Origin of the sequence: Lachnoclostridium edouardi, from assembly GCF_900240245.1 — a bacterium.
GTDB lineage: Bacteria > Bacillota > Clostridia > Lachnospirales > Lachnospiraceae > Lachnoclostridium_A > Lachnoclostridium_A edouardi.
Map to the genome: position 1 here is coordinate 983,533 of NZ_OESQ01000001.1, position 15,213 is coordinate 998,745.

The 15,213-nt window shown below is 42.5% G+C and carries 14 protein-coding genes; 4 read left to right on the plus strand and 10 right to left on the minus strand.

What is annotated here, in order from left to right:
* Nucleotides 1–4: 4 nt before the first annotated feature.
* Together C1A07_RS04605 and C1A07_RS04610 are read left to right on the plus strand one after the other, a co-directional pair.
* Nucleotides 5–766 (plus strand): ABC transporter ATP-binding protein, encoded by a 762-nt coding sequence (locus C1A07_RS04605; protein WP_101876063.1) that lies wholly within the window; start codon nucleotides 5–7, stop codon nucleotides 764–766.
* A complete protein-coding gene (locus tag C1A07_RS04610) occupies nucleotides 763–1,602 on the plus strand; it encodes an ABC transporter permease (protein WP_101876064.1) in 840 nt (279 codons plus the stop codon). Before C1A07_RS04605 ends, C1A07_RS04610 begins: the two co-directional genes overlap by 4 nt.
* Nucleotides 1,603–1,694: 92 nt before the next feature.
* On the opposite strand, the gene gpmI is transcribed toward C1A07_RS04610, so the two are convergent.
* The 7 genes from gpmI to C1A07_RS04645 all read right to left on the minus strand — a co-directional run bounded on the left by gpmI (nucleotide 1,695) and on the right by C1A07_RS04645 (nucleotide 10,235).
* Nucleotides 1,695–3,233 (minus strand): 2,3-bisphosphoglycerate-independent phosphoglycerate mutase, encoded by a 1,539-nt coding sequence (gpmI, locus tag C1A07_RS04615; RefSeq protein WP_101876065.1) that lies wholly within the window; start codon nucleotides 3,231–3,233, stop codon nucleotides 1,695–1,697.
* A 114-nt stretch (nucleotides 3,234–3,347) separates the two neighbouring features.
* A complete protein-coding gene (locus C1A07_RS04620) occupies nucleotides 3,348–4,589 on the minus strand; it encodes a glycoside hydrolase family 3 N-terminal domain-containing protein (protein ID WP_101876066.1) in 1,242 nt (413 codons plus the stop codon).
* Nucleotides 4,590–4,601: 12 nt separating this feature from the next.
* Entirely contained in the window at nucleotides 4,602–5,120 is a 519-nt protein-coding gene (locus C1A07_RS04625) for a hypothetical protein (RefSeq protein WP_242972248.1), read from the minus strand.
* A gap of 168 nt (nucleotides 5,121–5,288) precedes the next feature.
* Nucleotides 5,289–6,041 carry a triose-phosphate isomerase gene (gene tpiA, locus C1A07_RS16335; RefSeq protein WP_101878045.1) on the minus strand — a complete coding sequence of 251 codons (753 nt, stop codon included), beginning with the start codon at nucleotides 6,039–6,041 and terminating at the stop codon, nucleotides 5,289–5,291.
* A gap of 18 nt (nucleotides 6,042–6,059) precedes the next feature.
* Complete coding sequence (locus C1A07_RS16340; protein ID WP_101876067.1) at nucleotides 6,060–7,274, minus strand: phosphoglycerate kinase; 1,215 nt, start codon at nucleotides 7,272–7,274, stop codon at nucleotides 6,060–6,062.
* 118 nt (nucleotides 7,275–7,392) lie between these two features.
* Nucleotides 7,393–8,409, minus strand: a complete 1,017-nt coding sequence (gene gap, locus C1A07_RS04640) for a type I glyceraldehyde-3-phosphate dehydrogenase (protein WP_101876068.1) — start codon at nucleotides 8,407–8,409, stop codon at nucleotides 7,393–7,395.
* A 155-nt stretch (nucleotides 8,410–8,564) separates the two neighbouring features.
* Nucleotides 8,565–10,235: a Na/Pi cotransporter family protein gene (locus tag C1A07_RS04645; protein WP_101876069.1), complete on the minus strand. Its 1,671-nt coding sequence runs from the start codon at nucleotides 10,233–10,235 to the stop codon at nucleotides 8,565–8,567.
* A gap of 240 nt (nucleotides 10,236–10,475) precedes the next feature.
* Here C1A07_RS04645 and C1A07_RS04650 point away from each other — a divergent pair, with 240 nt between their 5' ends.
* Nucleotides 10,476–11,276 carry a histidinol-phosphatase HisJ family protein gene (locus tag C1A07_RS04650; RefSeq protein ID WP_101876070.1) on the plus strand — a complete coding sequence of 267 codons (801 nt, stop codon included), beginning with the start codon at nucleotides 10,476–10,478 and terminating at the stop codon, nucleotides 11,274–11,276.
* Between the two features lie 19 nt (nucleotides 11,277–11,295).
* Complete coding sequence (locus C1A07_RS04655) at nucleotides 11,296–11,991, plus strand: peptidoglycan recognition protein family protein (protein ID WP_101876071.1); 696 nt, start codon at nucleotides 11,296–11,298, stop codon at nucleotides 11,989–11,991.
* Between the two features lie 20 nt (nucleotides 11,992–12,011).
* Here the strand turns inward: C1A07_RS04655 and C1A07_RS04660 are convergent, their stop codons facing one another.
* The 3 genes from C1A07_RS04660 to C1A07_RS04670 are packed head-to-tail and all read right to left on the minus strand — an operon-like array spanning nucleotide 12,012 to nucleotide 15,204.
* A complete protein-coding gene (locus C1A07_RS04660; protein ID WP_101876072.1) occupies nucleotides 12,012–13,061 on the minus strand; it encodes a cysteine protease StiP family protein in 1,050 nt (349 codons plus the stop codon).
* Nucleotides 13,062–14,204 carry a phosphoribosyltransferase domain-containing protein gene (locus C1A07_RS04665; RefSeq protein ID WP_101876073.1) on the minus strand — a complete coding sequence of 381 codons (1,143 nt, stop codon included), beginning with the start codon at nucleotides 14,202–14,204 and terminating at the stop codon, nucleotides 13,062–13,064.
* Nucleotides 14,191–15,204, minus strand: coding sequence for an HpcH/HpaI aldolase/citrate lyase family protein (locus tag C1A07_RS04670; protein WP_101876074.1), 1,014 nt, complete (start codon nucleotides 15,202–15,204; stop codon nucleotides 14,191–14,193). Before C1A07_RS04670 ends, C1A07_RS04665 begins: the two co-directional genes overlap by 14 nt.
* Nucleotides 15,205–15,213 lie beyond the last annotated feature (9 nt).

The following is a 15,213-nucleotide window of genomic DNA, read 5'->3' on the forward strand; positions in this document are numbered from 1 at the left end:
GTCTATGACACCAGTTCTGCAGGTTCAGAGGGTCAGCTATTCCTACCATTTTTTAGAAGGTGAAACTCTGGCCCTTTCTGATATATCATTCTCCGTAGCTCCTGGAGAATTTATTGCTGTAGTCGGCCCGTCCGGCTGCGGAAAATCCACCTTGCTGTCTTTAATCTGCGGCTTAATTACCCCGGATGAAGGAACGATTCTCATTAACGGAAAACCAGTGTCCTGTTCCAGCGGGGAAATCGGCCTTATGCCACAGAGAGACCAGCTTTTTCAATGGCGCTCTATTTTATCTAACGCGGCTTTAGGCCTGGAAATACAAAAAAAGCTTACCCCAAAATCGAAAGAAAAGCTTCACACTCTTTTAGATACTTACGGTCTGGGAGATTTTAAATATTCCAAGCCTTCAGAGCTGTCTGGCGGAATGCGGCAGAGAGCTGCTTTTGTCCGCACTCTGGCCCTGGAGCCGGAGCTTTTTCTGTTAGATGAGCCATTTTCCGCCTTGGACTACCAGACCAGGCTGGACGTATGCGACGACATCAGCTCTATTATTAAAAACACAGGAAAAACAGCTATATTAATTACCCACGATTTATCTGAAGCTATCAGCGTGGCTGACAGAATTTTAGTCCTTACTAAGAGGCCGGGACGATTAAAAACCATTGTCCCCGTCTCCTTTGACTCTAAACTCCGGCCTTTGGAACGGCGCAATTCCAAGGATTTTTCTGTATATTTTAATCAATTATGGAAGGAGCTTGAGCATTTATGAAACATAATCTGAAACTTCAACGCCTTCATTTGGAGGAGGTTTCCATCAGCCAGGATCTTTCCCCCGCCCAAAGGCAGTTTCTTCAAAAAGAGCAGTTTTACCGGAGAAAGATCACCATTCTCCGCTCTATGTTTTTCGTCCTGTTCCTGGCTTTATGGCAGTTAGGCGCTGACCTTGGAGCGATTAATGACTTTATTTTCAGCTCGCCTGTAAAAATCGTTATGTGCTTTCTCCCTATGGCCCAGGACGGCAGCATTTTCAGACACATGGGCATCACTATGATGGAAACCTTTGTCAGCTTTTTCCTGGTGGTTTCCCTCAGCCTTATTTTTGCCCTTTTGCTGTGGGCTTCCCCCAGTATTTCTGATGTAATGGAGCCTTATTTAGTGGCCTTAAACAGTCTGCCAAAATCCGCCCTGGCTCCTCTTTTAATTGTATGGCTGGGCAATAATATGAAAACAATCATTGTAGCCTCTGTATCTGTGGCCGTTTTCGGTTCTATTATGACCTTGTACTCCAGCTTTATGCAGACAGATCCAGAACAGATTAAATTAATTTATTCCCTGGGAGGCAGCAAAAAAGATGTGCTGTCAAAGGTTCTGCTGCCTTCCTCTATCCCTGTAATCATCAGTAATATGAAGGTGAATATCGGGCTTTGTCTGGTGGGCGTAATTATTGGAGAATTTCTGGCGGCCAACGCAGGGCTCGGATATTTAATTATTTACGGCCAGCAGACCTTCCGCATGGACCAGGTAGTAATGTCCATTGTAATTCTCTGTCTGATCTCCGCCCTTCTGTACCAAGGTATTTCACTGCTTCAGAAAAAGGTAGGATAAAAAAATACTGCAGAATAGCTAATCGACCTTTCTGATGGCTATTCTGCAGCATCCTCTAATTACTTATCTTCCACTAAATCTAATTAATCTGATTATTTCACCAACAGTGATTTTCCTGTCATTTCTTCAGGCTGCTCCATGCCCATCAGTTCAATTAAGGTAGGCGCAATATCTGCTAAGCAGCCGCCCTCTCTCAGCTTATAAGCCGGATCTGCATTTACCAGAATAAAGGGGACAGGATTGGTGGTGTGAGCAGTAAATGGCTCTCCTGTCTCATAATCTACTAACTGCTCTGCATTTCCATGGTCAGCGCAGATAAACATTACTCCGTCTGCCTTTTTAATTGCATCCACTGTTCTGCCTACGCAGGCGTCCACTGTTTCAATGGCTTTAATAGCGGCAGCCTCCACTCCTGTGTGGCCTACCATATCCGGATTTGCAAAGTTAATAATAATTACGTCATACTTCCCTGATTCTATAGCTTCTACCAGTTTATCGCACACCTGAGGAGCGCTCATTTCCGGCTGCAGGTCGTAAGTTGCCACCTTAGGAGATTTTACCAGAATTCTGTCCTCTCCCTTATTTGGCTCTTCTACGCCGCCGTTAAAGAAAAATGTAACGTGGGCGTATTTTTCTGTTTCTGCAATTCTGGCCTGTGTTAGGCCGTGGTCTGCTAAAAACTGGCCGAATGTATTTGTAATTGTCTGCTTGTGGAATGCCACCAGCTTATTTCCAATGGTTTCATCGTAATCTGTAAAGCAAACATATACTAAATTTAGTCTGCTCCTTCTTTCAAAGCCCTGGAAGTCGTCATCGCAGAAAGCCCTTGTGATTTCTCTGGCTCTGTCCGGGCGGAAGTTAAAGAAAATTACAGAATCATGGTCTTTAATCACTGCTGTAGGCTGGCCATTTTTCATTACTGCAAAAGGCACTACAAACTCATCAGTTTTTCCATTGTCATAGGAAGCCTGAATTCCGTCTACGGCGCTGTCTGCAGCTTCGCCTGTTCCCTCTGTCAGCACTTTATATGCCATCTCCACTCTGTCCCAGCGGTTATCTCTGTCCATAGCATAGTAACGGCCCATAACAGAAGCCACTTCTCCTACGCCGATTTCTTTCATCTTTTCCTCTAACTCTGCCACAAAATCCTTACCTGAAGCAGGAGGCGTGTCCCGTCCGTCCAGGAAGCAGTGTACATACACCTTTTCCAGTCCGTTTCTCTTAGCCAGCTCTAACAAGCCGTAAATGTGAGTGTTGTGGCTGTGAACGCCTCCGTCTGAAACTAATCCAAACATATGGAGGGCGGAATGATTTTCCTTACAGTTTTTCACTGCCTCCAGGAAAGCCTGATTTTCAAAGAAATCCCCGTCGCTAATAGACTTTGTAATTCTTGTCAGCTCCTGGTATACGATTCTGCCTGCTCCCATATTCAGATGGCCTACCTCAGAGTTTCCCATCTGACCTTCTGGAAGACCTACAGCCATGCCGCTGGCGTTGCCTTTTACAAATGGACACTGGCTCATCAGCTGATCCATAACAGGGGTTTTCCCCTGGCACACTGCATTGTGATCGCAGTTATTATTTAATCCGTATCCGTCAAGTATCATTAACACTACCGGTTTTTTGCCCATGATAACTTTCTCCTTTCGGTTTTATCTGCCTTTTACTTATTTTTCCAATTCCTTATTCTACATGATTTACACCAGACTTGCAATGGGGAATGATATTTTTTTAACTAATTTCATTTATTTTATTATGCCTAAAGACAGCTTCATATTCAGTATACGTAAAACAGACTGATCAATTTGTTCCAGAGAAATCTGGCCTGCTCTGACAGCTTCTGTCACTGCGGGAATCTGAACTTCAAAATCAGTACAGCACAATAAATCGTTTCCTGCCTGGACTGCTTTCACAGCGGCAGCTTTATCGTCTGTAAACTTGCGGATTCCTTCCATTACAAGATCATCTGTTACAATTACCCCCTGAAACCCCAGATCTTCTCTTAATACAGCGTAGACTTTTTCTGACAAAGAAGCCGGGCTGCTGCTGTCCATAGCAGACACAATATTATGAGAAACTAAAACAGCGTCCGCCCCCGCCTTGATGCCTTCCTGAAAAGGCAGAAAATCTGAGGAAACAAACTGCTCATAGGGACGGTTGTCATAAACCATTTCTGTATGTGTATCTTCATTATCCCCATATCCGGGAAAATGTTTCAGCACACTTCCCATTTTTTCTTTTTTCATTGTCTCCACAACTGTTTTTACATATTCGCCGGTTGCCTGAGCATCCTGTCCAAATGTTCTTTTATATATAAATGAAGAAGGGTTCTGGCTTACATCACACACAGGAGCAAAGTTTACATTTATGCCTAATTCTTTTAACAGCCTGGACTTTTCTTCTGTATCCTTTTTCACTGCCTCCATTCCCCCTGCCAAAAACAAATCCTGGGGGGAGGGAAAAGGCTCTTCTCGGAAAGCAGGAAATTTGCTGACTCTGTTTACTGCGCCGCCTTCCTCGTCCACGCCTATAAACATAGGAATTTTGGAAGTCTCCTGGTACAGCCGGATTTCTTCTATCGCCTGATCCTTTGTTTTATTTTCAAAATCAGAGGCAAATAAAATATATCCTCCCACATAATACTGAGAAATCTTTTCTGCCGCCTGCTCATCTGGGCATCTGGCTATAAACATCTGGCCCACCTTTTCCTCCAGGCTCATTTCCTTTAAAATCTCCGCAGCCAGACCTTTTTTAGTATCCTCTGGCTGCGGCTCCATCTCTCCTGACGCTGTCCCCTCCGGCTTTGTCTTTTCCAGCTCTATATTTTCCAGCCCTGTCTCCTCCAGCTCTGTATTTTCAGAGCTTTCCGCAATCTCAGCGCTTTCCCCCTTTACTCCAATAGCAATAAGAAAAATAACAATACATAATAGAGGCAAAATCCAAAATAATCTGGGGCCTTGTTTTCTGCGCCTGCTTTTCCTCTCCATTCCTGTCCCCTTTTAATATAATTTTAAGTCATCTCCCACATCTGCTCTGGCCACTGCTGATCTCCTGTTAATCTGGTATGTGTTAATTCCTGTAAAATAGTCCGGGCTTTTTTCTATGCGCACTGTTACCTTAATGTAATCTGACGTTTCGTACTCCACAATATACTGCAGCTCTGCCTCCTCATTCTGATATAAATCAGCCTTTTTTAAAGCGTTGTCTAAAAGATAAACTGCTGTTTTTCCTGTAATCTGTGGCTTTTCTATCCATGCCCCATTTTCGTCCAGATAATACCACAAGCTGTCTGCGCTTGTTTTTATCCAGCCTGTTTCCATCTCCCCCTGGCTGTTAAAGTAATACCACTTTTCATTTATTTCCTGCCATCCTGTTACGGCGCTCCCCTCTTCCTCATACTGCCACACAGAACCTTCCTTTTCTAGCCATTCTCCTCCATAAGCCTGACTGCTCATTAAAACTGCAGCCATCATTGTGCAGCCCATGATCTGTTTAAACCTTATTTTATAATTTTTCAAAAAAATCCCTCCTTTTTATGTCAATCTTATCACGGAATAAAAAATGATTCAAGAAAAGCCGAAGATTTGTGTAAACACGGCATTTCATATGCTCATTTACACAAACCCCCGGCTCTTTTGTTTTAATTGTTTTAATTGCTTTAATTGCCTTAATTCCTGAAAAATATATTATTTCTCGTAATTTACAATCTGACCAAAATCTGGCTTCAGAGAAGCTCCGCCTACCAGGCCTCCGTCAATATCAGGCTGGGCAAACAGCTCTGGAGCAGAAGCGGCAGATACAGAACCGCCGTACTGAATGCGGATGGCTTCTGCAGTAGCCTGGTCATAAATTTCACCGATACATACTCTGATAGCTGCGCAAACTTCCTCAGCCTGCTCTGTAGTAGCAACCTTTCCTGTGCCGATTGCCCAAATTGGCTCGTATGCAATAACAGCTGTTTTCGCCTGATCAGCAGTTACGTTTAAGAATGCAATCTTAATCTGCTGGCGAATCCAGTCAATTGTAATTCCCTGCTCTCTCTGAGTTAAAGTCTCGCCGCAGCAAATAATTGGAGTTAAGCCGTGCTCAAAAGCCTTCAGCACTTTTTTATTTACAGTTTCATCTGTCTCTGCAAAGTACTCTCTTCTCTCAGAATGGCCGATAATTACATACTTTACGCCTGCGTCCACTAACATGTCAGGAGCGATTTCCCCTGTAAAAGCGCCTTTTTCTTCAAAGTACATATTCTCAGCCCCAATAGAAATGTTGCTGCCCTTTGCAGCTTCCATAGCCGGAATAATATCAATAGCAGGCACGCAGAACACTACGTCTACATTGTCGTTTGCCACTAATGGTTTTAATGTATTTACTAACTCTACTGCCTGGCTGGGAGTCATATTCATCTTCCAGTTTCCAGCGATAATTTTCTTTCTTGCCATAATCATTTTCCTCTTTCTTTATCTGTTGTCTGCAGCTGCAACTCCTGGCAGCTCTTTGCCTTCCAGGAACTCTAAGGATGCTCCGCCGCCTGTAGAAATATGAGTCATCTTGTCAGCAAATCCTAAACGTTTTACAGCGTTAACAGAATCTCCGCCGCCAATTACTGTAGTAGCGTCTGCCAGATCTGCCACGGCACGGCACACTTCCAGTGTTCCCTCTGCAAAGTTGGAAAACTCAAATACGCCCATAGGCCCGTTCCACACAACTGTTTTGGCGCCCTCTAAAGCTTTTTTGTACAGTTCAATTGTCTTTGGTCCAATGTCAAAGCCTGACCAGCCTGCTTCCAAAACATCAACTGTTTTTCTCTCTGTATCATTGGAGAACTCTTTTCCCTCTACATGGTCAACAGGAAGCAGCAAGTTTACGCCTTTGTCTTTAGCCTTCTGAACCATCTCTAAGGCATAGTCCAGCTTATCTGTCTCACATAAGGAGTTGCCGATTTCCTGTCCCTGTGCCTTTAAAAATGTATAGGCCATTCCGCCGCCGATAATTAAAGTATCTACCTTATCTAACAAATTGTTTATTACATTGATTTTGTCAGAAACCTTTGCTCCGCCCAGAATAGCTACGAAAGGACGTACAGGATTTTCTACTGCCTGGCCCAGGAATTTAATTTCCTTTTCCATTAAGTATCCTACAACATTTTCCTTTGTATATTTCGTAACGCCTACATTAGAGCAATGTGCTCTGTGAGCTGTTCCAAAAGCATCATTTACAAATACTCCGTTGTCGCAAAGTCCTGCCAGCTCTTTTGCATAAGCCTCTGCAGCCTCATCCTTGCCGTATTTTGTCTCTTCTCCTCTGTAACGTGTATTCTGAAGTAAAAGTACCTGTCCATCCCGCAATTCTGCGGCAGCCTTCTGTGTCTCTGCTCCTGTAACCTTTGGATCGTCTGCAAATTTCACCTCTACTCCCAGTCTTTCACTGAGGGCCGGAGCTACTGGAGCTAAAGACATCTCCGGAACAGGCTCTCCCTTTGGCTTTCCAAGATGTGAGCAAAGAATAACCTTTGCGCCCTGCTCTAAAAGCTTTTTAATTGTAGGAACAGCGCCGTCGATACGGTTGTAGTTCTGAATCACGCCATCTTTTAAAGGTACGTTAAAATCGCAGCGCACCAATACCTTTTTCCCCTTTAAATCTTTTAAATCATCAACTGTTTTTTTATTTAACATGGTCTTTTCCCTCCGCTTTATGGCAATATTAAAATGCGGGCCCGGTCCCAAAGACCGGACCCGCTATGGATCTGTATGCTTTCACACCAGATATCAATTACTTTTTGGCATTCAGCTATTAGTTTAACTCTGCAAAGTATTTGATTGTTCTTACCATCTGGCTTGTATAGGAGTTCTCATTGTCATACCATGAAACTACCTGTACCTCGTATAAATCATCAGCGATCTGTGCAACCATTGTCTGTGTAGCGTCGAACAGAGAGCCGTATGTGATCCCTACGATATCAGAAGAAACTAATTCTTCCTCTGTGTAGCCAAAGGAATCAGAAGAAGCTGCCTTCATAGCCGCATTGATATCCTCTTTTGTTACGCCTGCTTTTTTAACAACAGCCGTTAAAATTGTTGTAGAACCTGTAGGCACTGGAACACGCTGTGCGGAACCAATTAATTTTCCGTTTAATTCTGGAATAACCAGACCGATTGCTTTTGCTGCTCCTGTAGAGTTTGGAACAATATTTACAGCTGCTGCACGAGCGCGTCTGAAATCGCCTTTTCTGTGAGGTCCGTCCAGAACCATCTGATCGCCTGTGTATGCGTGGATTGTAGCCATAATACCAGACTGAATTGGAGCGTAGTCGTTTAATGCCTTTGCCATAGGAGCTAAGCAGTTTGTTGTACAGGAAGCTGCGGAAATGATTGTATCATCCTTTGTCAGTGTGTTCTCATTTACACTGTAAACAATAGTTGGCAGATCATTTCCAGCTGGCGCGGAAATAACAACCTTCTTAGCGCCTGCATCAATATGAGCCTGAGCTTTTGCTTTAGATGTGTAGAAACCTGTACACTCTAATACTACGTCAACGCCAACTTCCTTCCATGGAAGATTAGCTGCGTCTTTTTCTGCATAAATTTTAATTGTATGTCCATCAACAGTAATGGAGTCTTCGCCGGCAGCTACCTTGTCTGCTAAAGCGTATCTGCCCTGAGAAGAATCATATTTTAACAGGTGTGCCAGCATTGCTGGGTTTGTTAAATCGTTGATTGCAACAACTTCATAACCTTCTGCCTGGAACATTTGTCTGAAAGCCAGACGGCCGATACGGCCAAAACCATTGATCGCTACTCTTACTGCCATAATTGTATTCCTCCTAAGAATATTTAATAGGTTTGTTAAATAATAATCAACTACACCTTATTGTACATAATTATCCAGGAAATAGCAAGCATTTCCTAGGAAAAATATTGTTATTTTTTTGCCAATCTTTTATGCATATTGCTGCCGGTAAACCTTTATTTTTCATTCTTTACGTATCCTACCAGGTTATAGGCATGGTCGGAAATACGCTCCAGATTGCTGATAATATCTAAGAATATAACTCCTGTGGAGGCCTTACATTTACCTGAGGAAAGACGTTCAATATGTTTTTCCCTCAATTCTTCCTCCAGGCTGTCCACCTCATCCTCCAGCTGGCTTACTTTCCTGACCTCGTCCATATTACCTGTTCTTCTGGCCTCCACTGCGTGTAAAAATGACTCAATTACTATACTGCTGATAGATCGCAGATCCTCCAATGCAGTATTCGAAAATCTGTGATTTTCTTCTTGTAAGGACTGAGCCAGCTCCGCCAAATTTTCAGAGTGATCTCCAATTCTTTCAATGTCGCTGATGCTGTAAAACAGATTGGACACTACCAGCTTCTGATGCTCATTTAAGGAAAGATTGTCTACCTTAATCAAATATTCTGTAAGCATCTTTTCCATATTATTAATCGTTTTCTCTGTTTTATACACTTCCTGAATCGCCGACTGATCTGCCGTCTCCAAAGCGCTGATGGCTTTTTCCAGATTACCTGCTGTAATCTGGCCCATATGTATAACCTCTAAAGCTGCTGTCTCTAATGCAAAAGCAGGGGACTCGAAAATTCTTTCGTCCAAATGCTTTAATGTTTCCTGCTCTTCTCCAGATTCTCCGTCTAAATCCCCGGCTTTTTCCTTTACAAAAATTCCAGAAAGCTTTACCAGCTGACCTGCAAACGGGAATAAAATTATAGTATTAGTAATATTAAAAATAGTATGGAAAATAGAAATCTGTACCGCGTTAATATTACTTGCAGCAAAATCCGGCCTTACTGCAAATAAAATAAATCCCAGAACACCGAATAAAATAGAGCCTATAACATTAAAGCTTAGATGAATGCACGCGGCTCGCTTTGCTGTTCTGGAGCTTCCCATACTGGAAATAAGAGCGGTAACGCAGGAGCCAATGTTTTGTCCCAGAGTAATATAAATAGCAGCGTTAGTTGTAACAATTCCGTTCATAGCCAGGGTCTGCAGAATCCCTACTGATGCAGAGGAGCTTTGAAGGAGAGCTGTAACAATCAGTCCAATCAGCATTCCTAATATAGGATTGCTGCCTAAAAGCTCAAATGCTTTGGCAAAAATAGGCGCCTCTGTATACGGTGAAATAGAGGAGGACATAAACTCCAATCCCACAAATAAAAGTCCCAGACCTACCAGAATTTCTCCCACCAGCTTTTTCTTCTGCTGTTTGGAAAATACCATCAGCAGCGCGCCGATTCCTATAATCAAGGGCGCGTAAAAGTCCGGCTTCATTACCTCAAAGGCAGCCCCCAGCTGGCTCATAGATACAATCCAAGCTGTAATAGTGGTGCCAATATTGGCTCCCATAATAACGCCTACTGCCTGGGTCAGATTTAAAACTCCCGCGCTTACAAAACCTACTACCATAACGGTTGTAGCGCCGCTGCTTTGAATAATGGCAGTGATTAAGGCCCCCAACAGAACCCCCATAACCCTGTTGTTGGTCAGCATTCCGAGAAATTGCTTCATTCTTCCTCCTGCGGTTTTCTGCATGCCATCTGCCATGATATTCATACCGTACAGGAACATTCCAAGTCCGCCTAAAAAACCAAATAGGCTGGAAACGTCATTAATCGACATAGCATCCTCCTTATAACAATTTGTTACTATATTTTTATATACCACCATCGTTGCCTGTTTCTTCCCACAGGCGCCGTAATTTTCATCATATCATACACTTCTGTTTTTTATCAATTACTTTCTTTACAAACCGCGGAATTCTTACATTTTCGTCAATTTTCACGGTCTTTCATTGCTTTTCTGATTTATATTTATTATAATTATAAGAATATTGGATATTCGTTTGGGAGAGGAATTTTTATGATACCTGATTTTCATTTACATACGTCATTTTCCGGGGACTGCTCTGCACCTGTAAAACAGCAGCTGGAGCAAGCTGTAAGTCTTGGCATGAAGGAGCTTTGCATCACAGATCACAACGATTACTGTGTAGATTCCGGCGATATTGATTTTAATCTGGATTTTGAAGCTTATTTTTCCGCCCTTTCAAAGCTGAAAGAGGAATATAAAGACAGAATTCATTTAAATATTGGCGTGGAGATGGGACTGCAGCCATTTCTGGCCCAGTACTGCAAAGAGATTGCTCTCAGATATCCATTTGATTTTATTATTGGGTCTGTCCACTTTGTCAATGGCAGAGACCCTTATTACCCGGAGTATTTTAAAGGGCGCTCTCCTTCTGAGGCTTATTTAGAATATTTTCAGACTGTGCTTCACTGCCTTCAGTCCTGCAATGATTTTGACGTGCTGGGACATTTAGATTACGTAATCCGCTATGGCCCTGACAATATATTTTCACCTTCAGAGGAACCTTTTGTCTCCTGTATTGAACAGATTCTTTCTCTCCTTATAGAGAAGGGGAAGGGGCTGGAATGTAATACCTGCGGATACCGCTATGGACTTGGCCAGCCTAATCCTTCTGCTTTTATATTGGAAAAATACAGAAAAATGGGGGGACAGATTATTACTTTAGGGTCAGATGCCCACGAACCTGCTAATATTGGGCGGGATTTTAAGAGGGGGGCAGAGCTTTTAAAGGCCTGCGGTTTTTCTTATTACTCTGTATTCCGCCAAAGACAGCCTGTTTTCTTTAAACTTTAATTCAAAGGGGATGTATTAAATGACGCGACAGGAACAAGAACGAAGGCGGCGGCTTCAGGCAAAAAAGGCAGCCTACAGAAAAAAAGTCAGAAAACAGCTTATACTTTTCATTACATTTTTCAGCCTGATCATTCTGATTATTATTTTCGGCGCTATATTACTGTTTAAAACCCTTTTTCACCATGAGGATATTAATTTGGCCGCCATCCAGATGCCTGATTGGATAGAGCAGGATTTTCTCACTCCCAATCCGTATTCCAGGCCTGGCACGCCCCTTTTACAGGCTACAGGAATTGTAGTTCACTATACTGCCAATCCCGGCACTACTGCCAAGCAGAACAGAGATTATTTTAACAGTTTATCTGAAACTGGAGACACCTCTGTCAGCAGTCATTTTGTAATTGGACTGGACGGCGAGATTATCCAGTGTATTCCTCTTACTGAGATTTCCTATGCATCCAACCAGCGCAATGTTGACACTGTCAGCATTGAGTGCTGCCACCCTGATGAAACAGGGAAATTTACAGATGCTACATACAATTCTCTTGTAAAACTGTGCGCATGGCTGGAAACACAGCTGGATTTAAAAGAAAAATCCATTATAAGACATTATGATATTACAGGAAAAATGTGTCCTCTTTATTATGTCCGCTATGAAAACCAGTGGGACGGTTTAAAAAGTGATATAAAGAAATATAGAAAGGACAATTACTAAGGCAAAATGGCCTGGGGCTTTTAAGCGTCAGAATATTTTTTGATGATGCCGCAGGCCTTATAATGTTCTAAAGGATACAGCTGTATTTCTACCTGCTTTTCCCCTGCCAGACGGTAAATGTGGGTTAAGGACTGATGGTCCTTCCACTTTTCGCTGATTAAAATTTTCCATGGCACTCTTCTTAACAGCACTCTTGTAGTCTCCCCAATGCCTGGCTTTATTAAATTTATATCTGAGATTTGAAAATGTGCGCCGATTTCCAATACCTCGGACAGCCCTGTCCCTTTTTTTCTCTCTTCTGTTTTCTTTCCATGTTCAGGAAACCATTGTTCTATGGCCTGAATAAATTCATAGCTTTTATCTTCCTTTTCCAACTCCTCATAGTATACGGCTCCGTGAAAATCTTCTGGCCCGATAATATCATTTCTTAAAAAGGTACGGCTCATTAAACCGGACACTGTACTGTTTAAACAGGAGCTGGGAATAAGAATATCTTCGTGTGTGCCGCACAGCTCTGTCACATTGGCCGGGTCAGCGGCTACTGCCAGTTTGCAGGACACTGTGGGAAATTCTTTTACCGCCTCCCTAAGCACCTGCAAAATAGCCCCTTTTCCAATCCATCCGTCTACAAACTGCAGCTGTTTTCCCTCATATTGATTTAGAAGATACTTCATAGCGTTTTTATCTATGCCTCTTCCCCTGATAATTGAGATTGTATAATGAGGCGCATCTATTCCGTATGCCTTCTTTATATAATGTTTTATTAAAATCCCTATAGGGGTTCCCGCCCTGGCTAAGGACACTAAAACTACCTTCTCCCCTTTTTCCTTTAAAATCTTTTCTGAAACTTCAGCGATTGCCTCCGCTGTTTCTTTTCCACAGGTTTTTAAAGCCTCCTCATAGGCCTCCATATATGAAGCTGTAGGTCTATATTCTATGGGAAGCATCTCACAATAATGAGTGCCTGTCTGTATCCTTTTTTCTCGTTCTTCTGTAGATAAAGGCTTTACTAAGCCTGTTATATCTTTTAAAAGAATTCTTACATCTTCTTTTTTATAAGTACTTCTCATTTATCTACACCACCTGAAGCATTTTATATTTTCATTGCCCGCCATTTTCAGACTGTGAATCATAGAATTCCATCCCTCTAAGGAAACTGTATCTGGGTCAAACATCCAGATTACCTGGTCATATTTTTCTAAATTATAAATATAGGTAGTTCTGTTTTTCTCGTAAACACTGCGCAGTTCATTTCTCACGTGAAGAGGATATAAGGCATGGGAATCCGGCAGAATAGGGCTTCTTGTGGAGGCGTGAAACCGAACCTCCCTACAGCCTTGTTCCAGCAGCCAGGCTGTATAAAGGGCCGGATACATAAATTCTTCTGTTCCCAGCACCAGAATTCTCTGCGTCTTTAAATCTTCACAGTTTAAATGAGAAATACAATCTGCTGAAAAAGCGCGGCAGGCCTTTCTGTAATCATCTTTAAAAGCCCCCAGTCTGGGATCTATTTTCCCTTTAACATTAAATATTTCCGGCAGGCCTTCTTTTGAAGCATCACTGGTCTTTACAGGAATTCTCAAGTTCTCCTTAAATTTAAATTGTGAAAGGCATTGAGTATAATCTGCTTTTTCCAGGGAATTTAAATAAATTACAGGAATCTGTCTTTCCTCAAACCACTGCTTTTCCTCCCGGCTCATACTGTTTAAAATAGACAGCACCCCAAACTTTAACCTATATTTTCCCCCATAATTTTTCTGAATCTCCCCAATTAAGTTTTTAATTGTGTTTCCTGTTGTTACCTCGTCTTCAGCAAATACTATTCTGTCAGTTTTACTGATCATTTCCTCCAGATTTTCCTTGGCCAAATACTGATCTGCTGCATGGCTGTGAACCTCTGAAAAATAAAGGCTGTTCTTTTCATCCGCCACCTGCTCCCTAGTTGTGTGTATATAGTACTGAGCCTGAGGACAGCCAAGTGCCGCCCCTGCTCCAATGGCTGTGGCAGTTTCTGCAAACCCTATTACCGTCAGCCTTTCCCCCTTACAATCTCTTTGAAGGCATTGACTTAACTGTTCAAACAGCTCCATCACCTGACTGGGAATAGCCGGTATATGCTTTCCCTGCAATGGATTCACAAGTAAATATATCCGTTTTGTATTGTTTTCCCTTTTCGCCACCTGCATTAATTCTGAATTTTCATAAATTCTCATTGCTTCTCACTCCATAAAGCTTTGCCAATATTATTATTTTCTCCGCCCAAACTTGATGGGTCTTTTTCTCATTCATGCGTCCGCCTTCCTGATTTTTCCCAACTCCCAGCTTTTGCCCATCCCATTTTAAAATAGACAAAGCGTCCTGGTAGTCCTCTTCTTTTACAGACAGCTCTCTGTTGACTACAGGAATCTGGGCAGGGTGAATCACCGTTTTTCCAACAAAGCCGTTTACCATATCCAGCCTGACTTCCCGCTCCAGCCCCCCTTTCCAGTCTTCTTCCTTTCCTGCAAAGTACTCCCACACAGGTCCTGAAACCACATAATCTTTTACAAATACTGTAAGAATATCTATGAGAATGGAGCTGACAGACTGTACGTCATAAATGCTTTCCCTGCAGCTGCGCCTTACCCCAAAGTAATTGGAAAAATCATTTCCCCCTACTCTGATATTTAAAACAAAATGGCGCACCTCATTTAACTTTTCTTTTATTTCGTACAAATGATGATACCTGGATCTTAAATCTGCCAGATCATAGCTTTCCAGAATAGGCATCATATAAATAATGTGCTGTGACTTTTCATTTAACTCTTTCATATAACTGATGTACTGGTCTGCGCATCTCACAGAAAATTTAGGGAAAATCAGCCCTGCCACCAGCTGGCTGTGTCTTACAAGCACAGGCTCCAGCCTTTTTATCTGCTCCGGCTCCCTGACCCGTACAAAAATAAGAGGCAGCCTATCAGGCTGAATTTCTCCTCCTTCTAAAAAACATTTCAGCTTTTCCAGGGTTACTGCCAACTGCCCTTCTGCTTCGTCCACTGCATCATCACTAATTGAGTCCTCCAGACATAGGGCCAGAGAATAAGGCCAGGCAAACTTCCCCTCTGCTACACTATCTGCTATAAAAGGCTGAATGGCCGGAGAATATAAAAGGGCGCCTACCCCGTAAGCCAGCTCTTCCCTAATCCAGTTTCTTTTCAGCTCACCTTTCTCCATAACTATAAA